The sequence below is a fragment of the Xanthobacter sp. NM-59 genome (genome assembly GCF_021401125.1).
In the GTDB taxonomy this organism is placed as follows: Bacteria; Pseudomonadota; Alphaproteobacteria; order Rhizobiales; family Xanthobacteraceae; genus Xanthobacter.
In genome coordinates this window covers 57730-79582 of the sequence record NZ_JACBFQ010000002.1, presented here as the reverse complement: position 1 = coordinate 79582, position 21853 = coordinate 57730, and the positions used below count along the sequence as shown (strand labels likewise).

19 protein-coding genes and 1 pseudogene are annotated in these 21853 nt (G+C 66.3%); 10 read left to right on the top strand and 10 right to left on the bottom strand.

What is annotated here, in order from left to right:
* Positions 1-85 precede the first annotated feature (85 nt).
* A complete protein-coding gene (locus L0966_RS05740) occupies positions 86-1294 on the top strand; it encodes a ubiquinone biosynthesis hydroxylase (RefSeq protein ID WP_234051289.1) in 1209 nt (402 codons plus the stop codon).
* A gap of 39 nt (positions 1295-1333) precedes the next feature.
* On the opposite strand, the gene L0966_RS05735 is transcribed toward L0966_RS05740, so the two are convergent.
* The 4 genes from L0966_RS05735 to L0966_RS05720 all read right to left on the bottom strand — a co-directional run bounded on the left by L0966_RS05735 (position 1334) and on the right by L0966_RS05720 (position 5736).
* Complete coding sequence (locus L0966_RS05735; RefSeq protein WP_234050911.1) at positions 1334-2017, bottom strand: SOS response-associated peptidase; 684 nt, start codon at positions 2015-2017, stop codon at positions 1334-1336.
* Between the two features lie 19 nt (positions 2018-2036).
* Complete coding sequence (locus L0966_RS05730) at positions 2037-2951, bottom strand: MBL fold metallo-hydrolase (protein ID WP_234050910.1); 915 nt, start codon at positions 2949-2951, stop codon at positions 2037-2039.
* Between the two features lie 292 nt (positions 2952-3243).
* On the bottom strand, positions 3244-3930 hold the full coding sequence (locus tag L0966_RS05725) for an outer membrane protein (RefSeq protein ID WP_234050909.1): 687 nt from the start codon (positions 3928-3930) through the stop codon (positions 3244-3246).
* Between the two features lie 1095 nt (positions 3931-5025).
* Positions 5026-5736 (bottom strand): outer membrane protein, encoded by a 711-nt coding sequence (locus L0966_RS05720; RefSeq protein WP_234050908.1) that lies wholly within the window; start codon positions 5734-5736, stop codon positions 5026-5028.
* A gap of 893 nt (positions 5737-6629) precedes the next feature.
* On the opposite strand from L0966_RS05720, the gene L0966_RS05715 reads away from it, so the two are divergent.
* Together L0966_RS05715 and L0966_RS05710 are read left to right on the top strand one after the other, a co-directional pair.
* Positions 6630-6926, top strand: coding sequence for a hypothetical protein (locus L0966_RS05715; RefSeq protein WP_234050907.1), 297 nt, complete (start codon positions 6630-6632; stop codon positions 6924-6926).
* Between the two features lie 281 nt (positions 6927-7207).
* Positions 7208-7426, top strand: coding sequence for a hypothetical protein (locus L0966_RS05710; RefSeq protein WP_234050906.1), 219 nt, complete (start codon positions 7208-7210; stop codon positions 7424-7426).
* A gap of 47 nt (positions 7427-7473) precedes the next feature.
* On the opposite strand, the gene L0966_RS05705 is transcribed toward L0966_RS05710, so the two are convergent.
* Complete coding sequence (locus L0966_RS05705; RefSeq protein WP_234050905.1) at positions 7474-9390, bottom strand: propionyl-CoA synthetase; 1917 nt, start codon at positions 9388-9390, stop codon at positions 7474-7476.
* A 257-nt stretch (positions 9391-9647) separates the two neighbouring features.
* Between L0966_RS05705 and L0966_RS05700 the strand changes: the two genes are divergently transcribed.
* The 3 genes from L0966_RS05700 (at position 9648) to L0966_RS05690 (ending at position 13518) form a co-directional block, all read left to right on the top strand.
* Positions 9648-11276 (top strand): acyl-CoA synthetase, encoded by a 1629-nt coding sequence (locus tag L0966_RS05700; RefSeq protein WP_234050904.1) that lies wholly within the window; start codon positions 9648-9650, stop codon positions 11274-11276.
* A gap of 1 nt (position 11277) precedes the next feature.
* Positions 11278-11490, top strand: coding sequence for an alkylphosphonate utilization protein (locus L0966_RS05695; RefSeq protein WP_234050903.1), 213 nt, complete (start codon positions 11278-11280; stop codon positions 11488-11490).
* A gap of 273 nt (positions 11491-11763) precedes the next feature.
* On the top strand, positions 11764-13518 hold the full coding sequence (locus tag L0966_RS05690; protein WP_234050902.1) for an ABC transporter ATP-binding protein/permease: 1755 nt from the start codon (positions 11764-11766) through the stop codon (positions 13516-13518).
* A 464-nt stretch (positions 13519-13982) separates the two neighbouring features.
* Here L0966_RS05690 and L0966_RS05685 read toward each other — a convergent pair whose 3' ends face one another.
* Entirely contained in the window at positions 13983-14426 is a 444-nt protein-coding gene (locus tag L0966_RS05685; RefSeq protein WP_234050901.1) for a hypothetical protein, read from the bottom strand.
* Positions 14423-14902, bottom strand: a complete 480-nt coding sequence (locus L0966_RS05680) for a MarR family winged helix-turn-helix transcriptional regulator (protein ID WP_234050900.1) — start codon at positions 14900-14902, stop codon at positions 14423-14425. The genes L0966_RS05685 and L0966_RS05680 overlap by 4 nt, the downstream gene beginning before the upstream one ends.
* A 96-nt stretch (positions 14903-14998) precedes the next feature.
* Here L0966_RS05680 and L0966_RS05675 point away from each other — a divergent pair, with 96 nt between their 5' ends.
* The 3 genes from L0966_RS05675 (at position 14999) to L0966_RS05665 (ending at position 17762) form a co-directional block, all read left to right on the top strand.
* A complete protein-coding gene (locus L0966_RS05675; protein WP_234050899.1) occupies positions 14999-15907 on the top strand; it encodes a methyltransferase domain-containing protein in 909 nt (302 codons plus the stop codon).
* 107 nt (positions 15908-16014) lie between these two features.
* Positions 16015-17175 (top strand): iron-containing alcohol dehydrogenase, encoded by a 1161-nt coding sequence (locus L0966_RS05670; RefSeq protein ID WP_234050898.1) that lies wholly within the window; start codon positions 16015-16017, stop codon positions 17173-17175.
* Positions 17176-17300: 125 nt separating this feature from the next.
* Entirely contained in the window at positions 17301-17762 is a 462-nt protein-coding gene (locus tag L0966_RS05665) for a thioesterase family protein (protein WP_234050897.1), read from the top strand.
* Positions 17763-17842: 80 nt separating this feature from the next.
* On the opposite strand, the gene phbB is transcribed toward L0966_RS05665, so the two are convergent.
* Together phbB and L0966_RS05655 are read right to left on the bottom strand one after the other, a co-directional pair.
* Positions 17843-18565 (bottom strand): acetoacetyl-CoA reductase, encoded by a 723-nt coding sequence (phbB, locus tag L0966_RS05660; protein WP_234050896.1) that lies wholly within the window; start codon positions 18563-18565, stop codon positions 17843-17845.
* Positions 18566-18725: 160 nt separating this feature from the next.
* Positions 18726-19904, bottom strand: a complete 1179-nt coding sequence (locus L0966_RS05655) for an acetyl-CoA C-acetyltransferase (RefSeq protein ID WP_234050895.1) — start codon at positions 19902-19904, stop codon at positions 18726-18728.
* Between the two features lie 313 nt (positions 19905-20217).
* Between L0966_RS05655 and phaR the strand changes: the two are divergent.
* Positions 20218-20829, top strand: a pseudogene (phaR, locus tag L0966_RS05650) (polyhydroxyalkanoate synthesis repressor PhaR); the annotation flags it as partial.
* A gap of 386 nt (positions 20830-21215) precedes the next feature.
* On the opposite strand, the gene L0966_RS05645 reads toward phaR, so the two are convergent.
* Complete coding sequence (locus tag L0966_RS05645) at positions 21216-21620, bottom strand: hypothetical protein (protein ID WP_234050894.1); 405 nt, start codon at positions 21618-21620, stop codon at positions 21216-21218.
* Between the last annotated feature and the right edge of the window lie 233 nt (positions 21621-21853).

The following is a 21853-nucleotide window of genomic DNA, read 5'->3' as shown; positions in this document are numbered from 1 at the left end:
AGATCCATTCATGAATGGCCAGTTCGAGAGCCCCCTCGCGCCGTCGCCTTATACCGGGCCGGGCCTTTTCTCCGCGCCGGCCGCGATGAGCGATGTGGCGATTGTCGGCGGCGGGCTCGCGGGGCTCAGCCTCGCTCTGGCGCTGCGCCAGGGGCTCGGGGCCGATGCCCGCATCACCCTATTCGACCCTATGCTCGCCAATCCGGTGATCGACGACGAGCGCTGCTCGGCCATCGCCGCCTGCGGCCGGCGCATGCTGACCGTGCTGGGGGCCTGGTCGCGCATCGAGGCCGAGGCCCAGCCGATTCTCTCCATGGTGGTCACCGATAGCCGCACCAAGGATGTGGCGCGCCCCACCTTCCTCACCTTCGACGGCGATGTCGCCCCCGGCGAGGCCTTCGCCCACATGGTGCCCAATGCGGTGCTGCAGCGCGCGCTTATCTCCGCCGCCGAGGCCGCCGGCATCGAGCTGAAGGCGGACAGCGTCTCCGCCTTCACGCGCGAAGGGGTGGGCGTAGCCTTGACCACCGGTGCCGGCTCGGTTTCCACCCGCCTGCTGGTGGCCTGCGATGGTGCGCGCTCGCGGCTGCGCTCCATGGCCGGCATCGACACCGTCTCCTGGAGCTATGGCCAGAGCGCGCTCACCTTCACGGTGGAGCATGAGCGCCCCCACGAGGGGCGGGCGGAGGAGCATTTCCTGCCCGCCGGCCCGTTCGCCCTGCTGCCGCTGCCGGGCAACCGCAGCTCCATCGTCTGGACCGAGCGCACGGCCGATGCGGAGCGCCTGGCCGGCCTTCCCTCCATTTTGTTTCAGGAGGAGCTGGAGCAGCGTTTCGGCCATCGCCTGGGGTGGGTGAAGCCGGTGACGCGCCCGCGCCCCTATCCGCTGGGCTTCGCCATGGCCCGCAGCTTCATCGGTGAACGGCTGGCGCTTGTGGGCGATGCCGCCCACCTTATCCACCCCATCGCCGGCCAGGGCCTCAACATGGGCCTGCGCGACGTGGCCGCCTTGGCCGAGGCGGTGACCGATGCCGCGCGGGTGGGGCTGGATTTCGGCTCCGCCCAGGTGCTGGAGCGCTACCAGCGCTGGCGGCGTTTCGATACGCTGGCCATGGGGGTGGCGACGGACGGGCTCAATCGCCTGTTCTCCAACCACTCCGATGCCCTGCGGGCGGTGCGCGACGTGGGGCTGGGGCTGGTGGACCGCCTGCCGCGACTCAAGGGCCTGTTCATCCGCGATGCCGCCGGCCTCACCGGCTCCATCCCGAAGCTGCTGCGCGGCGAGGCGCTCTGAGTTGACGGCGCGCTCGGGGCGCTGCGACGGGCGCGTCGCTCACGCTGCGGGCCCGATGGGCGTGATGAGGTCCGGCTCATCGTTGCGCACGGCATTCACGGCGGTGGAGACCGGCCAATAGGTTACCTGCGGGGCCGCGCGACCTTGCAGTAGGGGCCGCGGGTCGTCATCCGCCAGGAAGTGGGCAATGTCCGCCAGGGCCAACATGAGGGGCATGCGCTCGTGCAGCGGGCGAAGCCTCTCATTCGCTGGGCAGGTGATGATGGTGAAGGTGCGCAGCCACTGGCCGGTGGAGGGGTCCTTCCAGCCCTCCCAAAGGCCTGCGAACGCCAGGGGCGCGCCATCGGCAGGGGTAATGTAAAATGGCTGCTTCGCGCCATCGCGCTGCTGCCACTCGAAAAATCCATCGGCGGGGATGATGCAGCGCCGCTTCTTGCGCCATGCCTCGCGAAAGGTGGGCTTGTCCGCCACGCTTTCCGCGCGGGCGTTGATAAGCCGCGCCCCACCGCTGGGATCCTTCGCCCAGACCGGCACCAGACCCCATCGCAAGAGCGAAAGGTCGAGGGTCCCCGTGTGCGGATTGAGCCGCACCACCATCAGGTCCTGGGTCGGGGCGGCATTGTAGCGTGGCGGGCAATTGGGCAACTGAACCAGCGCCAGGTCGAGCCCGAAATGCTCTGCATAGGCCAGCGGCGCGCGATGTTGAACGAAGCGGCCGCACATGCCCGCTGGCCTCCGAGGCTCAGGACGCGAGGCGGAAGCGGCCGTCAATGGCGGGCGGCCCTTCGGTCTCCACGCGCCCGCTCGCAACCAGATGCTCAAGATGCGCTAGCACCGTGAGCGAGGCGGCGCCCACCAGCTTCGAATCGAGGCCGATATAAATTCCGCGCACCAAGTCCGGAATGGTCTCAGCGGACCGGTCGAGGCCCCGCAGGATGGCGGCCTCGCGCGCCATGCGATGGTCGAGATAGTCACGCACGAAGGAGTGCGCATCGCGCACCGGCCCGCCATGCCCTGGCAAATAGGTCTTTTCCTCGCGGTGCCCGAGACGTTCCAGGGATTCGATATAGTCGCCCATGGCGCCGTCCGGCGGCGCGACGATGGAGGTGGCCCATGCCATCACATGGTCGCCGGAGAACAGCAGCTCGTCCTCACGCAAAGCGAAGGCGAGGTGATTTGCGGTGTGCCCCGGTGTGGCGACGGCGGTGAGTGTCCAGCCGCGCCCGGACACGGTTTCTCCATCCGCCATCGCGTGGTCCGGCACGTAATCGGTGTCGGCGCTGGCGTCGAGCGGGTTGACCTCCCCGATGTGCAGGGGGCGGGCCGCGTGGTGCGGGCCGCAGCCCACGATCTTGGCACCCGTCGCGGCCTTGATGGCGGCGGCCGCCGGGGAATGATCGCGGTGCGTATGGGTGACGACGATGTGCGAGACGCTCTCACCCGCCACGGCTTTGAGCAAGGCGTCGATGTGCTCCGGCTTGTCCGGTCCGGGATCGAGGATGGCCACGTCGCCATGGCCGATGATGTAGGTGCAGGTACCCGTGAAGGTGAAGGCCGATGGGTTGGGGGCCACGATGCGGCGCACCTGTGGCGTCACCGGCATCAGCACGCCTGCGGGAGAATCGAAGTTACGATCGAAAGGGATGTCGGCGCTCATGGACGGAGGCTAGTGCATTTTCCCGATCCGTTGAAATGGGAAAAGCGAGCTCCGCAGGGCCGCTGATGCACCGCCTCGTGGGGGATGGAATTTTCTCCGGGGCAGAGCCGTAAGGTGGCTTCGGCATCTGTTTCCAGACAGTGCGGATCTCAGCATGCCCGAAATTCGTCGCGCGCTGCCCTGTCGCCAACCGGGCGATCGCATGCGCGGGGGAACGCGCCGATGTGACGTCCCGCACAAATAAAAAAGCCCGCCGGCGAGCGGCGGGCTTTTCCTGATCTCTCGGTGAAGATCAGAACTTGTAGTTCACACCCACCTTGATGGAGTTGAACTTGGTGTCGTTGTCGATGCTGTAGCCGGCGAAAGAGGCGATGTTGTTCGCATTGCCGAGGTCGACATACAGATATTCGGCCTTGAGGGTCCAGTTGTTGGTGATGGCGTATTCCACGCCGCCGCCGAGGGTCCAGCCCCAGCTGGTGGTGGCATTGCCCGTCACACCGACGCAGGTGATGCAGGTGACGTCAGTCGAGGTCCGACCATAGGCCGCGCCGCCCGTGATGTAGGGCAGGAACCGATCGAAAGCATAACCGAGGCGGGCCCGGATGGTGCCGAAGTAGTCAACGCTGGAGCCAGCCGAGTACGGGCCGATGGCGACCGTGCCGGAGATGTCCGCCCACTGGATATCGGTCTCGAGGCCGACGACCACATTGTTCGCGAACTGGTAATTGTAGCCGAGCTGACCGCCGACGAACCAGCCGGACGACGTGATCGAGGCGCTGGTCACCGGGACCGCGAGATAGCTCAGGTCGTAATTGAACTTGTCTCCGCCGTAACCGGCGTTGGCGCCGATGTAGAAGCCGGTCCAGGAGAACACCGGGACGGCCACGGCCTTCACCGGATACTTGGTGGCGAGATCGGCAGCAGCGGCCGGAGCAGCGAGCGCGGCCAGAGCGACAGTGGCGAGAAGGAACCGCTTCATTTGAGCCCCCTTGGGACGGGTTTCGTCGTTTATTGAGTGGAACAGGTTCGGCGCGAAGAGGTCGAACCTGTTCCACTCATCTTCTTCGTTCTAGCAGCGGTTGCTGAGAAATGGCGTATCTTTCCTGCCACAGTGCGCTTGAAACAACATGGCGAAATTTGGGTGGTGCAGGCGATAATACCTCTTTCGGGGCATGCTGCCAGATGCCGTTCCGTCATTTCCGGCGGCTCGGTAGCAGCGTGTCGCGTCGCCGGCGGTTCAACGCATGTGGGTGATCGCGATGCGCGCGGATATACATGTAATGCGCTTCATAAAAACGCGCCGAATACATAAGTCGGTCGGATGTGATGCGGCCTGATGTCTGATTGAAGCTGAGGCTCTTCCGGAGTGGGGAGCGGCCGTAATTCAGGTGAGGGGAAAGGTGCCGATGACGGCATAATTGGGGTGGGGGGGGGGGGGAGGGCGATGCAGCAATGCATTGCTCTTTTTGCCAGATTCCCGAATTTCGGCTGGCGCCGGGCGCGGCAGAATGGGCTGCCGGGTTCGCGGGTGTGGGATGCACTTTTGGGTGGTGGTCGCGCGGCATTGCGCGAATCGTGCGGCAGCGTGTGTGGGCAGGCGCGTCGCGGCGATGGCCGTAGCGCTTGATGAAGCTGCGGGGAGCGGCCGCCCCCGTCGGGTCAAAGAAGAAGGTAGTGCTTCTCCGGCCTTCTCGAATTCTGGTCGCGCGCTGACGTCGTGGCTCTGCACGCGATCAACTCAGCCAATGCTGCCGGCGGTCTACGGCTTCCAGATTCGGGGCGTCAGGCTGAGCCGGTGGTTGGCATCGGAGCGTCCGAGTTCGCGCACTTAGCGCGGAGCTCCGAAGTTCGGGGCGATTCGGGGACTCGAGAGGCGGCAAGCTGAAGCGAGCGGGGGCTGCAGCTATCCAGGCCCGCGCAGGGCCCCTCACGTGCCAGACACGTACCAAAGAAAAAGCGCCGGACAATGTCCAGCGCTCCAAGGCAAGGCGAAATGGCGTGCGCCATATACCTCTATGCCCGCTCTGATCATGGAAAACGGCGCGCCCGTCCGAGCGCGCCGCTTCCAAAAGGATCAGAACTTGTAGTTCACACCAGCCTTCATGGTGTTGAACTTGGTGTCGCCGCTCACCATCACGCCGTTGAGCGGGCCGAAGTCGCTGCTGCCGAGGTCGACATACAGGTATTCGGTCTTGAGCGTCCAGTTGTTGGTGATGGCATACTCGACGCCAGCGCCGATGGTCCAGCCCCAGTTGGTGGAGGAGTTGCTGACCTGCGGGAAGTAGGCGCCCTGGGTCAGGGTGTTCTGCACGTTGCCGTAGGCGGCACCACCGGTGATGTAGGGCAGGAACCGGTCGAAGGCGTAGCCGAGGCGAGCGCGGATCGTGCCGAAGTAGTCGGTGTTGGAGCCGGCGATCCAGTTGGAGCCGCCGAGGCTCACGCCAGCCACCTGGCCGGAGATGTTCGCCCACTGCAGATCGGTCTCGAGACCGACGACCACGTTATTGGCGAACTGATAGTTGTAGCCGAGCTGACCGCCGACGAACCAACCGGAGGAGTTGGCATCAGCCGAACCGGCGTAGCCATACACCAGCGGACCACCGGTGTAGTAGTCGTAGGAGTACTTGTCGCCGCCGTAACCGAAGTTGGCGCCGATGTAGAAACCGGTCCAGGAGAACACCGGAGCCGCAATGGCCTTGACCGGGTACTTCGTCGCCAGGTCAGCAGCCGCGGCCGGAGCCGAGAGCGCCGCCAGCGCGACAGTGGCGAGAAGGAACCGCTTCATCACTTAATCCCCCATTTTTGGGTTACAACCGGTGAGCCGAAGAGGCCGAGTGCATTCGCAGCCGTCTCGCTCCGCCCAGTGAGATTGGTGTAGCAGAGGTCGCAGGAAGATTCCGTAGCTTTCATGCCACACCACACCGAAAACCACGCTCTGCAACCCATCGAACTCGCACCCAGATACCTAAATGCGTGTGGAATGCTGTAATGCGAGCGTCGACCCTGGGGCAGTTATGGGGCGGCATGGTAAAATATCTGTAAACTAAGCACTTGTGCGTGATCGCACCGCGATGCCGGGGCGTGCGGCGGGGCGTTGCGGATGCCGTGGAAAGGCCTGCGGATCTCGTCCGCTGAGGCAATCTGTAGTTGATAATGCGGTTCGCGCGGGTGTGGCCCACCGGGGGCAGGCGCGTGGAACATCTGGAAAGGTCCGGCGGGCAGGCTTGGGGTGCGCGGGCGACGCTGGGCCATTACTCCATAAGGGATTGTCAGGGCCCGACGCGGCCGATCGATTGCCTTCCGTGAAGCCAGGCGCGCGTGGCTAGGGCGGGCGTCGCTCGGCCCGCATGCGCGTGGCGATAAATATTCCACGCCACACGGGGGTATAATGTAGCCGACTAGAAGTGTTGGCGTGTCTTGTGCGGCATCTATACGTCTTAAGACTTAGGTTTTAGCCATACCGCTTCGGGTGGATTGTACGGCGATCGGGGTTTCCCACCTACAAGCGGCTATCCGAATCGGTGTCGGCAAGTGTGCTTTACCTCTTGGTTTGGGTGAAGCGGCCGATCGCGCCTCCGTGTGGCGGGCGGGTGCGTCCGCGCCGCCCGGGAGGCCGGATGGCACCAGCGCAGGACGCTGGGGGTGGGGCCGTCCGGCGCAAGCCCGGAGGACGGTAAAATGAGAAAAACGCTTCTGCTTACGGGTGTATTCCTGGTGCTTGCCTCGGTGCCGGTGGACGCGCGGCCACGTACCCTGGACATGGACTGTGCGGAGGCCTCCATGCTGGTATGGGAGGAGGGTGCAGTGCTGATGACCACCTATCCCAACCAATTTGACCGCTATGTGCGCGATCTGGGCTTCTGTCCGGTGGCTACGCAGTTGCAGCCCGAGTGGGTGCCGACGCGGGATACACAGCAGTGTTTCGTTGGCTACACCTGCTTCGAACCCTCCTATGGCGGGCTGTCGGGACAGTAGCGGGAACGGGGGCCGTGCCGGCCAAGCTTCGGGGGCGCGCCCCCGAAGCGCGGAGGCGGCATCACCCGCTCGGTCGGCATTGCCTGGCATTGTCGCGGCGCAATTCCAGAGCCGCTGCCGTACGCTTATGATGGCAGAGAGGCAGCAGGCGCTGGCCGGCGGTCCAGCCGGGTCAGCGGGAGGTCCGGAGGACCAGAATGATCAAGGCGATGGTTGTAACGGGCGCGCTGGTTATGGTGGCATCAGCCGCAGCGGCCCAGAGCATGCCGCGAAGCACGGACATGACCTGCGCACAGGTCGCGCGGCTGGTGGAGCAGAAGGGGGCGGTGGTGATCGCCACCTCGCCCACCCTCTATGATCGCTACGTGCGCGATCTCAGCTTTTGCGAATACGACATGCAGCTGAAGCCGGAGTGGGTGCCGACGCGTGACAAGGCCCAGTGCTTCATCGGCTACACGTGTTTCGAGCCGTCGCGCGGGGGCGGGCGCTCCGGCGACTGAGGCGCTCCGGCACAGCAAAAAGGCGCCCTCGCGGGCGCCTTTTTTCTTCAGCCGATGCCGCGATCCTTAAGGACGCCCTCGATTTCCTCCAGCACCACCGGGTCGTCGATGGTGGCGGGGATGGACCAGGCGTCGTGGTCGGCGATCTTCTTCATGGTGCCGCGCAGGATCTTGCCGGAGCGGGTCTTGGGCAGGCGGTTCACGGTGACCGCAAGCTTGAACGCTGCCACCGGGCCAATGCGGTCGCGCACCAGGCCCACCAGTTCCTTCTCGATGACTTCCGGTGCGCGGCGCTCGCCCGCCTTCAGCACCACAAAGCCGCACGGCACCTCGCCTTTCAGCGAATCCTTGACGCCGATCACGGCGCACTCGGCCACGTCCGGATGGGAGGCGATCACCTCCTCCATGCCGCCGGTGGAGAGGCGGTGGCCGGCGACATTGATGATGTCGTCGGTGCGGCCCATGACGAACACATAGCCGTCATCATCCATGAAGCCGGCATCGGCGGTTTTGTAGAAGCCGGGATAGTCGGCGAGGTAGCTTTCCCTGAAGCGCTCATCCTGCTGCCACAAGGTGGGCAGACAGCCGGGAGGCAGCGGCAGCTTCACCACGATGGAGCCCATGGTGCCGGCGGGAACGGGCTTGGCCGCCTCGTCCACGATCTGCACGTCGAAGCCGGGCATGGGCACGGTGGGCGAGCCGAGCTTGATGGGCAGAAGGCCGAGCCCCACCGGATTGGCGGCGATGGCCCAGCCGGTTTCGGTCTGCCACCAGTGGTCCACCACCGGCACGCCGAGCTTGTCCTCGGCCCACTTCACGGTGTCCGGATCGGCGCGCTCGCCGGCCAGGAACAGGGTGCGGAAGTGGCCCATGTCGCGTCCGGTCTTGAAGGTGCAGTCCGGGTCTTCCTTCTTGATGGCCCGCAGCGCGGTGGGGGCGGTGAACAGGGCCACCACCTTGTGCTCCTCCACCACCCGCCAGAAGGCGCCGGGATCGGGCGTGCCCACCGGCTTGCCCTCATAGACGAGGGTGGTGCAGCCGGCCAGCAACGGCGCATAGACGATGTAGGAATGCCCCACCACCCAGCCGATGTCGGAGGCGGCCCAGAACACCTCGCCCGGCTTGATGCCGTAGAGGTTTTCCATGGTCCAGGTGAGCGCGACCATGTGGCCGCCGGTGTCGCGTACCACGCCCTTCGGCTTGCCGGTGGTGCCGGAGGTATAGAGGATGTAGAGCGGGTCGGTGGCGGCCACATCCACGCATGGCGCGGCCTTGCCGGCGGCGGAGGCCGCGGCGCAGGCCTCGCCCCAGTCCACGTCGCGTCCCTCGGTGAGGGTGGCGGGGCCCTGGGTGCGCTGCAGCACCACACAGTGCTCGGGCTTCACGGCCGACATGGAAATGGCAAGGTCGAGCAGCGGCTTGTAGGGCACCACCCGGTTCGGCTCGATGCCGCAGGAGGCGGCCAGGATCACCTTGGGCTCGGCATCCTCGATGCGGGTGGCGAGCTCCTTGGCGGCGAAGCCACCGAACACGACGGAGTGAATGGCGCCGATGCGCGCGCAGGCCAGCATGCCCACCAGCGCCTCGGGCACCATGGGCATGTAGACCAGCACGCGGTCGCCCTTGGTTACGCCCAGGTCCAGCAGCACGGCCGCCAGGGTCTCGATGTCGTGCTTCAGCTCGCCATAGGTGATGGTGCGCTTGGAGGCGGTGACAGGGCTGTCATAGATGATGGCGGCCTGCTCGCCGCGGCCGTTGGCCACATGCCGGTCCACCGCATTGAAGCAGGTATTGCCGACGGCGCCCTCGAACCAGCGGCCATAAACACCGGCGTCGGGATCGAAAACCTTGGTGGCCGGGGTGGTCCAGTCGATCTTTTTCGCGGCCTCGCCCCAGAAGGCGGACGGATCGTCGCGCCAGCGGGCATAGGTTTCAGCGTACCGGCTGCTCTTCATGCTGTCCATGGACGTCTCCCTTTTCGGCATTTCTTTGCTCTGGTTAGTGCCGATGCCCCTTCAAAGGAGCAAGTACGCAGAACTGCGTACGACCTTGGTTGGATGGATAAAGGCCTTGTTCTATTGTGCCGTCGATTGCGCTGATTCAAGGCGCTGGCTAGGTTGCGCGCCGCGCGACGCGCGCCATTCGATGCTCCTCCGCGCCTGCCGCTTGACCGGAAGTGGAAAGGCGGCCGGAGGCGGACAAGGATTTCAAGGGGGATACCATGGCGGGTAGCATCTATGACCTGCATCTTGACCGCAATCAGGCCAATTACCAGCCTCTGACCCCGATCGGCTTCCTGGAACGCGCCGCCAAGGTGTTTCCGGATCATACCGCCATCATCCATGGCGCGCTGCGCCGGAACTATCGTGATTTCTACGCCCGCAGCCGGCGCCTCGCCTCGGCCCTGACGAAGCTGGGCGTGGGCAAGAACGACACCGTGGCGGTGATGCTCACCAACACTCCCGCCATGCTGGAGGCCCACTACGGCGTGCCCATGACCGGCGCCGTGCTGAACTCCCTCAACACTCGCCTCGACGCGGCCATCCTCGCCTTCACCATCGACCATGGCGAGGCCAAGGTGCTCATCACCGATCGCGAATTCTCGCCGGTGATGAAGGCGGCCCTCGCCATGGCCGTGCGCAAGCCCATCGTCATCGACTATGACGACCCGGAATATGCCGGCAAGGGCGACCGCATCGGCAGCATGGAATATGAGGCGTTCCTTGAGACCGGCGATCCGGAATTCGCCTGGAAGGGCCCGGACGACGAGTGGGACGCCATTGCCCTCAATTATACCTCCGGCACCACGGGCGACCCCAAGGGCGTCGTCTATCACCATCGCGGTGCGCATCTGCTGGCGGTGGGCAATGCGGTGACCTGTTCCCTGGGCAAGCATCCCGTCTATCTGTGGACCCTGCCCATGTTCCACTGCAACGGCTGGTGCTTCCCCTGGTCCATCACTCTGGTGTCCGGCACCCATGTGTGCCTGCGCCAGGTGCGCGCCAAGGCCATGTTCGACGCCATCGCCGATTATGGGGTCACGCACATGTGCGGCGCGCCCATCGTCATGTCGACCCTGCTCGGCGCTCCCGAGGCCGACAAGCGGCCCCTGCCCGGCAAGGTGGAGTTCATCACCGCCGCCGCCCCGCCGCCGGAAGCGGTGCTGGCCGCCATGCAGGAAGCTGGCTTCAACGTGGTGCACGTCTACGGCCTCACCGAGGTCTATGGTCCCTCGGTGGTCAATGACTGGCATTCGGAGTGGGACAGCTTGCCGGCCGCCGAGCGTGCCGTGAAGAAGGCCCGCCAGGGCGTGCGCTATGCGGCGCTCGAAGCCTTGGACGTGAAGAATCCGGAGACCATGGAGTCCGTGCCCGCCGACGGCGAGACCATGGGCGAGGTGATGTTCCGCGGCAACACGGTGATGAAGGGCTATCTCAAGAACCCCACCGCCACCGACAATGCCTTCGCCGGCGGCTGGTTCCATTCGGGCGATCTCGGGGTGAAGCATCCCGATGGCTATATCCAGCTCAAGGACCGCTCGAAGGACATCATCATTTCCGGCGGCGAGAACATCTCGTCCATCGAGGTGGAGGACGCCCTTTACAAGCACCCGGCGGTGAGCGCCGCCGCCGTGGTGGCCCGGCCGGACGAGAAATGGGGCGAGACCCCGGTGGCGTTCGTGGAGCTGCGCGATGGCATGAGCGCCACCGCCGAGGAGCTGATGGCCCACTGCAAGACCCATCTCGCCAGCTACAAGTGCCCGCGCCACATTGTGTTCGAGCCGATCCCCAAGACCTCGACCGGCAAGATTCAGAAGTTCCGCCTGCGCGAGCTGGCCAAGGAGGTGTGACGTGGAAGTCAAGGACGCCAACGGCGCCATCCTGAAGGACGGCGACAACGTTACCCTCATCAAGGATCTCAAGGTGAAGGGCACCTCCGTCACCTTGAAGCGCGGCACCCTGGTGAAGGGCATCCGCCTTACCGGTGACCCGGACGAGATCGACTGCAAGGTCGAGAAGGTGAAGGGCCTGGTGCTGCGCACGGAGTTCGTGAAGAAGGCGTGAGACCCTCGGCCCCGGTCTGTGACCAGGGCCGACGGGGTTCGCCCAGGCGCCGCGCCGGCGTTGGCGAGAGCGCCCTGCGGGGCGCATGCTTGATCCGATGGTTCCAAGATCATGCCCGGGCTGGTCCCGGGCATTTTCATGTCGCCCGCCCGCGTGGCGACGCCCGGGCGCATTCCCGCTTCCCCTGCGCCACCTTTCCAATCGTTCATGTGGCCGCCATGGTGCGGTCAGGTTCCTGGCGCCACAAGGGCGGACGGATCTTTTGCGGAGACGATGCCGGTGCGCGCCCTTCTGTCCCTTCTCGGCGACATCCGCCGCCTTGCGGTGCCCTATTTCCGAAGCGAGGAACGCTGGGTGGCCATCGGCCTTTTGGCGGCGGTGATCGCGCTGGAGCTGGCCTGGGTGGGCGCCACCGTGATCCTCAACGAGTGGAACGTCGCCTTCTACAACGCCATCCAGGACAAGAACTTCGCCGAATTCCAGAAGCAGCTTCTGATTTTCTGCCTCATCGCGGCGGGCGCCATCGTCGTGGCGGTGTATCAGCTCTATCTCAAGCAATGGCTGGAGATCCGCTGGCGCCGCTGGCTCACGAAGCGCTATCTCGACGCTTGGCTGACCGACGATGTGCATTACCGCCTGCGCCTGTCGGGCGACGCGGCGGACAATCCGGACCAGCGCATTGCCGAGGACGTGCAGCTGTTCGTGGGGCGCACCATCGGGGTCGGCATCGGGCTCCTGGGAACGGTGGTGTCGCTGGTCTCGTTCTCGGTGATCCTTTGGAACCTCTCGGGGCCGCTGGCCTTCAGCCTGTTCGGCCACGCTCTGTCGGTGCCGGGCTATCTGTTCTGGGCGGCGCTCATCTATGCGGCGGCGGGCACGTGGCTCGCCCATCTCATCGGCCGGCCCCTGGTGCGCCTGAACTATGACCAGCAGCGCTACGAGGCCGACTTCCGCGTGGACCTGGTGCGCGTGCGCGAGCATGGCGAGCAGATCGCCCTCCTGCATGGCGAGAAGGCCGAGGACCGCAGGCTGGAAGGCCGCTTCTCCCGCGTGTGGGGCAATTTCTTCGATCTGATGAAGGCGCAGAAGCGGCTCACCTGGTTCACCGCCGGCTACAGCCAGATCTCCAACATCGTGCCCTATGTGGTGGTGGCGCCGGCTTATTTTACCGGCCAGATCCAGCTCGGCCAATTGATGCAGACGGCCTCCGCCTTCGGCTCCGTGCAGGGCTCCTTTTCCTTCTTCGTGTCGAGCTATGTGTCGCTGGCCGAATGGGTTTCGGTGGTGCAGCGCCTCACCGGTTTCGAGGCCTCCATCGCCCGGGCGCGGGCCCAGGCGGAACGTCCCGCCTTCGAGGCGCCGACCCATGGGCAGGGCCCCGCGCTCGGCTTGTCGGGGGTTGAGGTGCGGCTGCCCGGCGGCGCGCCGCTGGTGGCCACCGACGAGCTCACCATCGATCATGGGGAATGCGTGCTGATCACCGGGCCGTCCGGCTCGGGCAAGAGCACGCTGCTGCGTGCCATCGCCGGCATCTGGCCCCACGGGGCCGGCCGCATCGCCCGCACCGCCGGGCAGAAGGTGATGGTTCTGCCCCAGAAGCCCTATGTGCCGGTGGGCCGGCTCGATGCCGCCTTGGCCTATCCCGCTTCCGCCGACAGCTTGCCGCGCGAAAAGGCGGTGGAGGTGCTGCAGGCGGTGGGGCTCGCCGGCCTCGTGGAGCGCTTGGATGAGGAGGGGCTGTGGCCGCACATGCTCTCGCTGGGCGAACAGCAGCGGCTTTCCATCGCCCGCGCGCTGGTGGAAAAGCCGGACGTGCTGCTGCTGGACGAGGCCACGTCCGCCCTCGACGAGGCCTCCGAGGCGATGCTCTATCGCCTGCTGCGGACGGCTCTGCCCAAGGCCACCTTCATTTCCATCGGCCATCGCTCCACCCTGGTGGACCTGCACGACCGCGTGTTGCACCTCGATGGCGAGACGGCCCCGCGCACCCTGAAGCCGGCGACCGCGCCCCGCCTGCAGCCGGTCTAGGACCCATCGGCTTTTGGACTGTTCCAGTTTTTCGCGGAAACACTGAAACAGTCCATTCTTTCGTTTTCGGGTGTTTCCTGTCCGCGCGAACCGGGGCCCACGTCGCTCGGAAGGGTTTTCGCGCGTGGCGGAGCCAAGCCCCACCCGCAATGTGTTCCTCATGGTGCTCTTCGCTCTCCCGCTTGCGGGGGAGGGCGGGGGAGGGGGCAAGACATCCAGAATGCGCGGCCGGCAATGAGGTAAGGGGTAGCGCGTCGGAAGCTTCTCTGCGGTGAACCGTCAGCTGTGGCGCCTCAGAGGCGGTCCCGCCGCTTGCGCCCCCTGAACGACTGCGGGGGTGGGCGCCAGGCCAGCCCGTGTCTCCCGCGTGTCGATCGATCCGCGACCGCCCTTACGCGGTTGCGTCACGCTAACCTGTTCCGCGTCGCTCGGTCATGCCCCGGTTGGGCGCTCGCTGCGCCCTCTCAGGCCTTGGCCGGATGGCGGTGGGCCAGGGCCAGTCCGTCGCGCACGGAGAGGGCCATCAGGGTGATGTTGAGCGCGCCGGCGGCGAGCTCCAGCGCCTGGACGGCCATGAAGATGGTGTCGAATGCGCCGGCCGCCGCGCGGGCCTGGAGGAACACGGCGCAGGGTACCAGCACGCACAGCCCATTGAGGGCGATGACGGGCATCCGCCGCCGCTTGGCGGCGATGCGTGGCTCGCGCGAGTGTCCGCCCAGCCGAAAGCCGGTGGCGCCCACCAGCACCATGGCCGGCACCAGCACCGCCATTCCCCACAGGATGGCCGTCTTCACCCACGCCACCAGCGCCCCATCCCCGAAGGCCTCAGCCGCTATGGTGGAGCTCCAGAACAGCAGGATGGTCAGAAAGGCGATGCCCCCGGCCAGGGGGTGCAGGCGGCGGATCATGGCGTGTCCCCCGATGACGGAGCGGTCAGCGCGGCGAGGGCGGTGGCGAGCCGGTGAAGCACCTGCGCCGCCTCGTCCAGCGCCGGGACAGTGACGGCGGTGGCAAGGGCCTCGGCCAGGGGTGCCCAGCGGGCGCTGGCGGCGGCGGAGGCCATGCGCCCCTCGGGCGTGAGCTGAACCAGCTTGGCCCGCTTGTGATGGGGATTGGGGGCGAACCGCACCAGGCCGAGCCGGGCGAGATCATCCACCACCCGCTGCACGGATTGGCGGGTGAGACCCATCGCCCGGGCGATGCCGGCGGTGGGCAGCCCGCCCTCGGCCTGGGTGATCGCGCCCAGCACCTGCCAGCGGGCGCTGGTGAGACCCAGCGGCTCCACCAGCATGTCGCCCGCCGCGATCAGCGCCCCGTTGAGGCGGAACACCTCCAGGGCCAGGCGGCTCGTGGGGTGCAGGAAGGGATCGAAATCGGCATTCATAACGACAGCATAGTGTCAAAACGACAGCTGACTGTCAAATGTGCCGCGGGATATCGCCAGCGTGCATCCGGCCGGGGAAGGGCCTATATCCGGGCCATGAGCCAGACCCCGCCCCTCGTGTTCGATCGTGCCCTTCAGCGCCGCCGCCTCGCCCGCGCCGGCCGGCTCGGTGCGGAGACCTTTCTGCTCGATCGCGTGGCGGAGGATCTGGCCGACAGGCTGGGAGCGGTGAAGCGCCATTTCGCCACCGCCCTGGATCTCGGCACCCCCACCGATGCCGTGGCCCGTGCGCTGGCGGGGCATCCGGCCATCGGCCGGCTGTTCACCGCCGCGCCCCTGGCCGAGGGACTGGGGCAGCGCCGCGATGCGGTGGTGGCTGACGAGGAGGCGTTGCCATTCGCGCCCGGCTCGCTCGACCTAGTGGTGTCTGCGCTGGCCTTGCAGGGGGTGAATGATCTGCCGGGCGTGCTCGCCCAGGTGCGGCGGGCTCTCAAGCCCGATGGGCTGTTTCTTGCCGGTTTCGTGGGCGGCTCCAGCCTGACGGAGTTGCGGCAGGCCTTCACCATTGCCGAAAGCGAGACCACCGGGGGTATTTCGCCCCGCGTCGCGCCGTTCGTGGATGTGCGCGACCTGGGCGGCCTGCTGCAGCGGGCGGGATTCGCCTTGCCGGTGGCGGACACGGACCGCATCGTGGTGCGCTATGGCTCGCCTTTCACCCTGTTCTCGGAGCTGCGCCGCATGGGCGCGGCCAATGCGCTGGCGGAGCGCCGGCGCGTGCCCCTGCGGCGCGACACGCTGTTGCGGGCCGCGGAGGTCTATGCCGAGCGTTTCGCCGATCCGGACGGGCGGCTGCGGGTAACGTTCGACATTGTGTGGCTTTCCGGCTGGGCGCCCCACGAAAGCCAGCAGAAGCCGCTCGCCCCCGGCTCTGCCAAGATGAGCCTTGCTGCCGCCCTTGGGGCCAGCCACGGGCCGATTCCCACCCCGGAAGACGGCGCGCCCTGACCGCCGGTGCCGAGGTTCTGATCGGCACGGCGGCGCTGCAGCCTTGACGCCCGGCGGTAAACCGGCAGCATCACCGGCCTGTGCTGGAAGCGATGGCGGGGAAGCGCATGGCCGGATTCGTCTTCAACACGCCCGCGCGCATCGTCTGCGCCGCCGGTGCCTCGGGCCAGGTGGGCGAGCAGTTCCGCGCTGCGGGCGTGGAGCGCGTGCTGGTGGTGACCGATGCCGGTGTGGCGCGGGCGGGTGGTCTTGCCATCGTGCTTGAGGCGCTGCGGGCCGCGGGCGTCGCGCATCGCGTGTTCCAGGAGGTGCCGCGCGACCCATCGGAAGAAACCGTCATGGCCGCCGCCGCCGCCGCCGTGGAGATGGGGGCGCAGGGCGTGCTGGGGCTTGGCGGAGGTTCGGCCCTGGACGTGGCCAAGCTTGCCGCGTTGCTCGCCACCGGCCACGATGCTCTTCCGGAGATCTATGGCACCGGCCTGGCCACGGGCCCGCGGCTGCCGCTCATCCTCATCCCCACCCTTGCCGGCAGCGGCGCGGAGGTGACGCCGCTGGCGGTGGTGGTGGCCGGCGGGGAGAAAAAGTCTGTCATCGCCTCCTGCCTCATCGCCGATTCGGCCTTGCTGGACGTGGATCTCACCCTTACCGCGCCGCTGGCCGAGACCGCGGCGGCGGGTGCCGGCGCCGTGGCGCTGGCGGTGGAGGCCTTCACCTCCGCCAACGCCAATGCCAATCCCCTTTCCCAGTCCCTGGCGGAAGGCGGGCTGGGCCTGCTGGCGTGGTCGCTGCCGCTGACGGTTCAGGACGGAACGGATCGGCGGGCGCGCCAAGCCCTGCTGTCCGCCTCGCTGATGGTGGGGCAGGCGTTCGCTAACGCCCCCGTGGGCGCCGCCCACGCGCTGGCCTATCCCCTCTGCGTGCGCCACGGCCTGCCCTCGGGCCTCGCCACAGCGCTGCTTCTGCCCCATGTGGTGCGCTTCAACACGCCGGTGGCGGGCCATGCCTATGCCGGGCTGCTCGATCGGCTGTTTCCCGAAGCGCCGGATGTGGGCGATTCGGCGGTGCGGGCGGATGCGTTCGCCGCCCGGCTGGGGCGCTTTCTCTCTTTGATCGGGCTGCCGGAAAGCCTGAAGGAGGCGGGCATTCCGCAAACGGATCTCGCGGGCCTCGCGGCGGCGGCGCAGCGCCAGACGCGCCTTCTCGCCAACAATCCGCGCCCCCTGTTGGCGCAGGATATTATTGCGATCTACAAGGCCGCCTGGGGATAGACGCGCCGGCCAGCGGCGCTGAAGCCCGCAAAATGAAAGGTCAGGCCGCATCGGGCGATGGATTTTCGCAAGATGCGCTCTGTACGGGCGCCTGGCAGGGGCCCTGGAACGGGGGAAGGACACAGATGAGTGGCACCGACGCGACGGCGAAACCTTCAGGACGGGAAGAGCCCGTCTTGCTGAAGGATTTTCCCCACGTTCTTACCCTCTCGACCCGATGGGCGGATGTGGATGTCTACGGCCACGTGAACAACGTGGTCTATTATTCCTACTTCGATACTGTGGTGAACGAGCACCTGATCACCCACGGGGTGCTGGATCCGCAGTCGAGCCCCATCATCGGTCTGGTGGTGGAGACCCGCTGCACCTATTTCCGCTCGCTGACCTTCCCGGCGCCCGTGCAGGCGGCCATGCGGGTGGCCAAGCTCGGCTCCTCCTCGGTGCGCTACCAGATCGCGCTGTTTCAGGGCGAGGACGAGCAGGCTGCCGCCCAGGGCCATTTCGTCCACGTCTATGTGGACCGGGCCAGCCAGCGGCCGGTGGCGATTCCCGACGCCGTGCGGCGGGTGCTCCAGCCGCTCGCTTGAGGGATCGGCCGCAGGCTGCGATTCGGCACAAAAAAGCCGGCCCGCGCGCACGGGCCGGCTTCGAGCGCGATGGCGCGCGATCAGCAGATGTACTGGGCGCCGTTGATGGTGAGGGTCGAGCCGGTGATGAACGAGGCGTCATCGGAGGCCAGGAACACCACGCCGCGGGCGATGTCTTCCGGCTCGCCCAGGCGGCCCACCGGGATGGTGGCCACGATCTTGGCGAGGATCTCGGCCGGCACCGCGCGGACCATCTCCGTGCCGATATAGCCGGGCGCGATGGCGTTGACGGTGATGCCGTGCTTCGCGCTCTCCTGGGCCAGGGCCTTCACGAAGCCGATCTCGCCGGCCTTGGCGGCGGAATAGTTGGTCTGACCGAACTGGCCCTTCTGCCCGTTGATGGACGAGATGCAGACGATGCGGCCGAAGCCGCGCGCGCGCATGCCCTCGATCACGTTGCGGGACATGTTGAAGGAGCTGGACAGGTTGGTGTTGATCACCGCGTTCCACTGCTCCAGCGACATCTTGTGCAGGGGCGCGTCGCGGGTGATGCCGGCATTGTTGACCAGCACGTCGACCGGGCCGACCTCGGCCTCGACCTTGGCGATGCCGTCCTTGCAGGCGTCGAAATTGGAGACGTCCCACTTGAAGTTGGGGATGCCGGTCTTCTCCGTGAAGGCCTTGGCGGCCTCGTCATTGCCGGCGTAGTTGGCGGCAACCGTGAAGCCGGCAGCCTTGAGCGCGACCGAAATAGCCTCGCCAATTCCGCGAGTGCCACCCGTAACCAATGCGACGCGCGCCATAGTTCCCTCCATACATGTTGGCTCGACCAAGACTAAATCAAACATTCCGAAGCGGATCGAGCCACGCTCCGTTTGTGTCTAGGTATTTGTGGGAAAGGTTGCGAGTGTCTCGGGCCGCGATCAAAAGTCGCGGCCCGTATTTTGACAGGGCGGTGACGAATCAATCCCGCTCGACGCACATGGCAATGCCCATGCCGCCGCCGATGCACAGGGTGGCAAGACCCTTTTTCGCATCGCGCTTCTGCATTTCATGCAGGAGGGTCACCAGAATGCGGGTGCCCGAGGCGCCGATGGGGTGGCCGATGGCGATGGCACCGCCGTTCACGTTCACCTTGGAGGTGTCCCAGCCGAGGCCCTTGTTGACCGCGATGGCCTGGGCGGCGAACGCCTCATTGGCCTCGATCAAGTCGAGGTCAGCGGGGGTCCAGCCGGCCTTCTCCAGCGCCAGCTTGGAAGCCGGGATGGGGCCGGTGCCCATGATCGACGGGTCAACGCCGGCCTGGGCCCAGGACACGATGCGCGCCAGCGGGGTCTTGCCCTCGGCCTTGGCCTTGGCGGCGCTCATGAGCACCACGGCGGCGGCGCCGTCATTGATGCCGGAGGCGTTGCCGGCGGTGACGGTGCCATCCTTGGCGAAGGCGGGCTTCAGCTTCGTCATGGCGTCGATGGTGGCGCCGTGGCGAATGTATTCGTCCTCGGAGACCACCACGTCGCCCTTGCGGGTGGAAATGGTGACGGGGACGATTTCATCCTTGAACTTGCCGGCCTTCTGGGCAGCTTCCGCCTTGTTCTGGGAGGCGACGGCAAACTCGTCCTGCTCGGCGCGGGTGATCTGGAACTGCCGGGCCACGTTCTCGGCGGTCATGCCCATGTGGTAGCCGTTGAAGGCATCCCACAGGCCGTCCTTGATCATGGTGTCGACGAATTCCAGGTTGCCCATGCGCTGGCCGTTGCGCAGGTGCGCGGCGTGCACCGACTGGCTCATGGATTCGTGGCCGCCGGCCACCACCACGTCGCTGTCGCCATTGGCGATGGCCTGGGCGCCGAGCGCGACCGTGCGCAGGCCGGAACCGCACACCTGATTCACGGTCCAGGCCGGGCTCTCGATCGGCAGGCCAGCCTTGATGGAGGCCTGGCGGGCCGGGTTCTGGCCCTGGGCGGCGGTGAGCACCTGCCCGAGGATGACTTCGCTGACGGCAGTGGCCGGAACACCCGCCCGCTCCAGCGCCGCCTTGACGACGATGGCGCCGAGCTCATGCGCGGGCAGCGGAGCCAGACCGCCGTTGAACGAGCCTACGGGGGTACGCGCCGCAGCGACGATGACGACCTCGTCCTTCATGATCTTCTCCTGGGACTTGGAACAGGCGGGGGCGGCTTTGCGCCGCTTTTGAATGCCGGCATTATATCGAGATCGGCCACGACTTTGTGTCAATGACCCATGTCATATTGCGAATCCATGTCATGGCCGGCGGGAGGCTGACAAGTGCGACCTCCGGCTGATGATCCACCTTTGAGCCGTCTCCATTTTGCCCGGCCGGCGACGGGGCGGTTGCATTGCACGGTTGGTGCGCGCGGTGCACATAATTTGGTAGCTATGTGGGTCGAAACGCCCTAACGTGGCAACACCCCCAAGGAGATTGGATGACCGGACAATGGCAAAATCACAAGAGCCAGTCACCATCAAGAAATACGCCAACCGTCGCCTGTATAACACGGGCACGAGCACCTATGTGACGCTTGAAGACCTCGCCAACATGGTGAAGGACGGCGAGGATTTCATCGTCTATGACGCCAAGAACGGCGACGATATTACTCATTCGGTCCTGACGCAGATCATCTTCGAGCAGGAGAATAAGGGGCAGAACCTTCTCCCCATCGCCTTCCTGCGCCAGATCATCCGTTTCTACGGCGACAGCATGCAGATGCTGGTGCCGCGCTATCTCGAAGCTTCCATCGACAGCTTCACCAAGGATCAGGAGAAGTTTCGCGATCACGTCACCAAGACGTTGACCGGCGGCGGCTTCTCCGGCCTCGACGATCATGTGCGGCGCAACATGGAAATGTTCGAGCGCGCTTTCCACATGTTCTTGCCCTTCCCCAAGACCGAAGAGGGGGAAGAGGGTGAGGGCGGGGCTGTCGAATCGCCCGCGGGCGCGCCTCCGGCGCCGGGCATGCCGGCCGCCGCTCCCGGCGGGCCGGGCGAGCTTGACGCGCTGAAGCAGCAGATGGCGGAAATGCAGGCGAAGCTGGCGCAGCTCTCCCAGCGCCCGGCCGAGCCTCCGGCGCCGCCGGTGGTCCCGCCGGTTCCCAGCGAGCCGTATTCGGCGCCGCAGCCTTCGCCGGATGTCACTCCGTCGCAGCCTGGGCCGGACGACAGCGACTCCAATGGTGGCTTCGGCGGCAATAACTGAGGGCGCATTCTGCCGCGCGGCAGCGGGGGCTTCTGGCCTTCGCCTGATTCTTTTCCTCACGGCCCATTCCGTCTGTCGCGGAATGGGCCGTTTGTGTTTTTGGCCCGGGAACGCCTGCAGGAAACGCTGCGGCTGGGCGTGGGCTCCGGCCGCCGTTTGGTGTTCCCCCGCATCCGCTGAAAGGCTGCAGAGCAGCTCCGGCGTGCGCCGTGCCGCTGGGCAGGCTTCGGCGATTCGCGTCAGCTCGCGTCGGGGCGCACGGCGAAGTCGCGCTGTGCCACGCGGATGGACACCGAGAAGCCGGCCACCACGTCCAGCAGCATCACGCACAGCAGCAAGGCGAAGACGGACTTGCCCGCCTGCGGCACCAGCAGGAATTCCGCCAAGCTCACCACGAACAGCAGGATTGAAAGCATGTGGTCCACGAGCGAGCGGGAGCTGATGCGGGTGGACTTCAGGATTTCGAAAAAGAGGAAGAGCAGGCACACGGCGATGAAGGCTTCCGCCAGCGTGATCTTCCACTGTGCGCCCGAGAGCATGGAGATGAGGGCAAGGGGCGAGCTCCAGTCGAGGCTGGGCGTGAGAAACGCGACGATGTTGAACAGCGCCAAAGGGATGATCAGCAGCGGCACCGGCGTCAGCATGGGACTTCCTTTGGGCAGGAGCGGCGATGCGTGTGCGCACGCATCGCGCGAGGCTTGAATCGACAGGCACATTGCCCCGCCGAATGTCACCGTTCGGTTGCCGCGGGACGCTCGGGAATTCTTCTTTCGTCGATGGGACGTCTTCACCGGAAGGGAAGGCCGTGTTCCGCCCGGCCGCGCATGCTCCGGTCCGCTTGCGAGGCGTTTGGCCAGCCGCGTTGGGCGGGCGGCAG

Bases quoted from the DNA above. Each gene is read 5' to 3' on its own strand.
- L0966_RS05710 (WP_234050906.1), top strand. From the start codon at position 7,208: ATGACCTGCGCACAGGTCGCGCGGCTGGTGGAGCAGAAGGGGGCGGTG.
- L0966_RS05725 (WP_234050909.1), bottom strand. From the start codon at position 3,930: ATGAAGCGGTTCCTTCTCGCCACTGTCGCTCTGGCCGCGCTCGCTGCT.
- L0966_RS05730 (WP_234050910.1), bottom strand. From the start codon at position 2,951: ATGAGCGCCGACATCCCTTTCGATCGTAACTTCGATTCTCCCGCAGGC.
- L0966_RS05705 (WP_234050905.1), bottom strand. From the start codon at position 9,390: ATGGACAGCATGAAGAGCAGCCGGTACGCTGAAACCTATGCCCGCTGG.
- L0966_RS05700 (WP_234050904.1), top strand. From the start codon at position 9,648: ATGGCGGGTAGCATCTATGACCTGCATCTTGACCGCAATCAGGCCAAT.
- L0966_RS05665 (WP_234050897.1), top strand. From the start codon at position 17,301: ATGAGTGGCACCGACGCGACGGCGAAACCTTCAGGACGGGAAGAGCCC.
- L0966_RS05685 (WP_234050901.1), bottom strand. From the start codon at position 14,426: ATGATCCGCCGCCTGCACCCCCTGGCCGGGGGCATCGCCTTTCTGACC.
- phbB (WP_234050896.1), bottom strand. From the start codon at position 18,565: ATGGCGCGCGTCGCATTGGTTACGGGTGGCACTCGCGGAATTGGCGAG.
- L0966_RS05655 (WP_234050895.1), bottom strand. From the start codon at position 19,904: ATGAAGGACGAGGTCGTCATCGTCGCTGCGGCGCGTACCCCCGTAGGC.
- L0966_RS05735 (WP_234050911.1), bottom strand. From the start codon at position 2,017: ATGTGCGGCCGCTTCGTTCAACATCGCGCGCCGCTGGCCTATGCAGAG.
- L0966_RS05715 (WP_234050907.1), top strand. From the start codon at position 6,630: ATGAGAAAAACGCTTCTGCTTACGGGTGTATTCCTGGTGCTTGCCTCG.
- L0966_RS05670 (WP_234050898.1), top strand. From the start codon at position 16,015: ATGGCCGGATTCGTCTTCAACACGCCCGCGCGCATCGTCTGCGCCGCC.
- L0966_RS05645 (WP_234050894.1), bottom strand. From the start codon at position 21,620: ATGCTGACGCCGGTGCCGCTGCTGATCATCCCTTTGGCGCTGTTCAAC.
- L0966_RS05740 (WP_234051289.1), top strand. From the start codon at position 86: ATGAGCGATGTGGCGATTGTCGGCGGCGGGCTCGCGGGGCTCAGCCTC.
- L0966_RS05680 (WP_234050900.1), bottom strand. From the start codon at position 14,902: ATGAATGCCGATTTCGATCCCTTCCTGCACCCCACGAGCCGCCTGGCC.
- L0966_RS05720 (WP_234050908.1), bottom strand. From the start codon at position 5,736: ATGAAGCGGTTCCTTCTCGCCACTGTCGCGCTGGCGGCGCTCTCGGCT.
- L0966_RS05675 (WP_234050899.1), top strand. From the start codon at position 14,999: ATGAGCCAGACCCCGCCCCTCGTGTTCGATCGTGCCCTTCAGCGCCGC.
- L0966_RS05690 (WP_234050902.1), top strand. From the start codon at position 11,764: ATGCCGGTGCGCGCCCTTCTGTCCCTTCTCGGCGACATCCGCCGCCTT.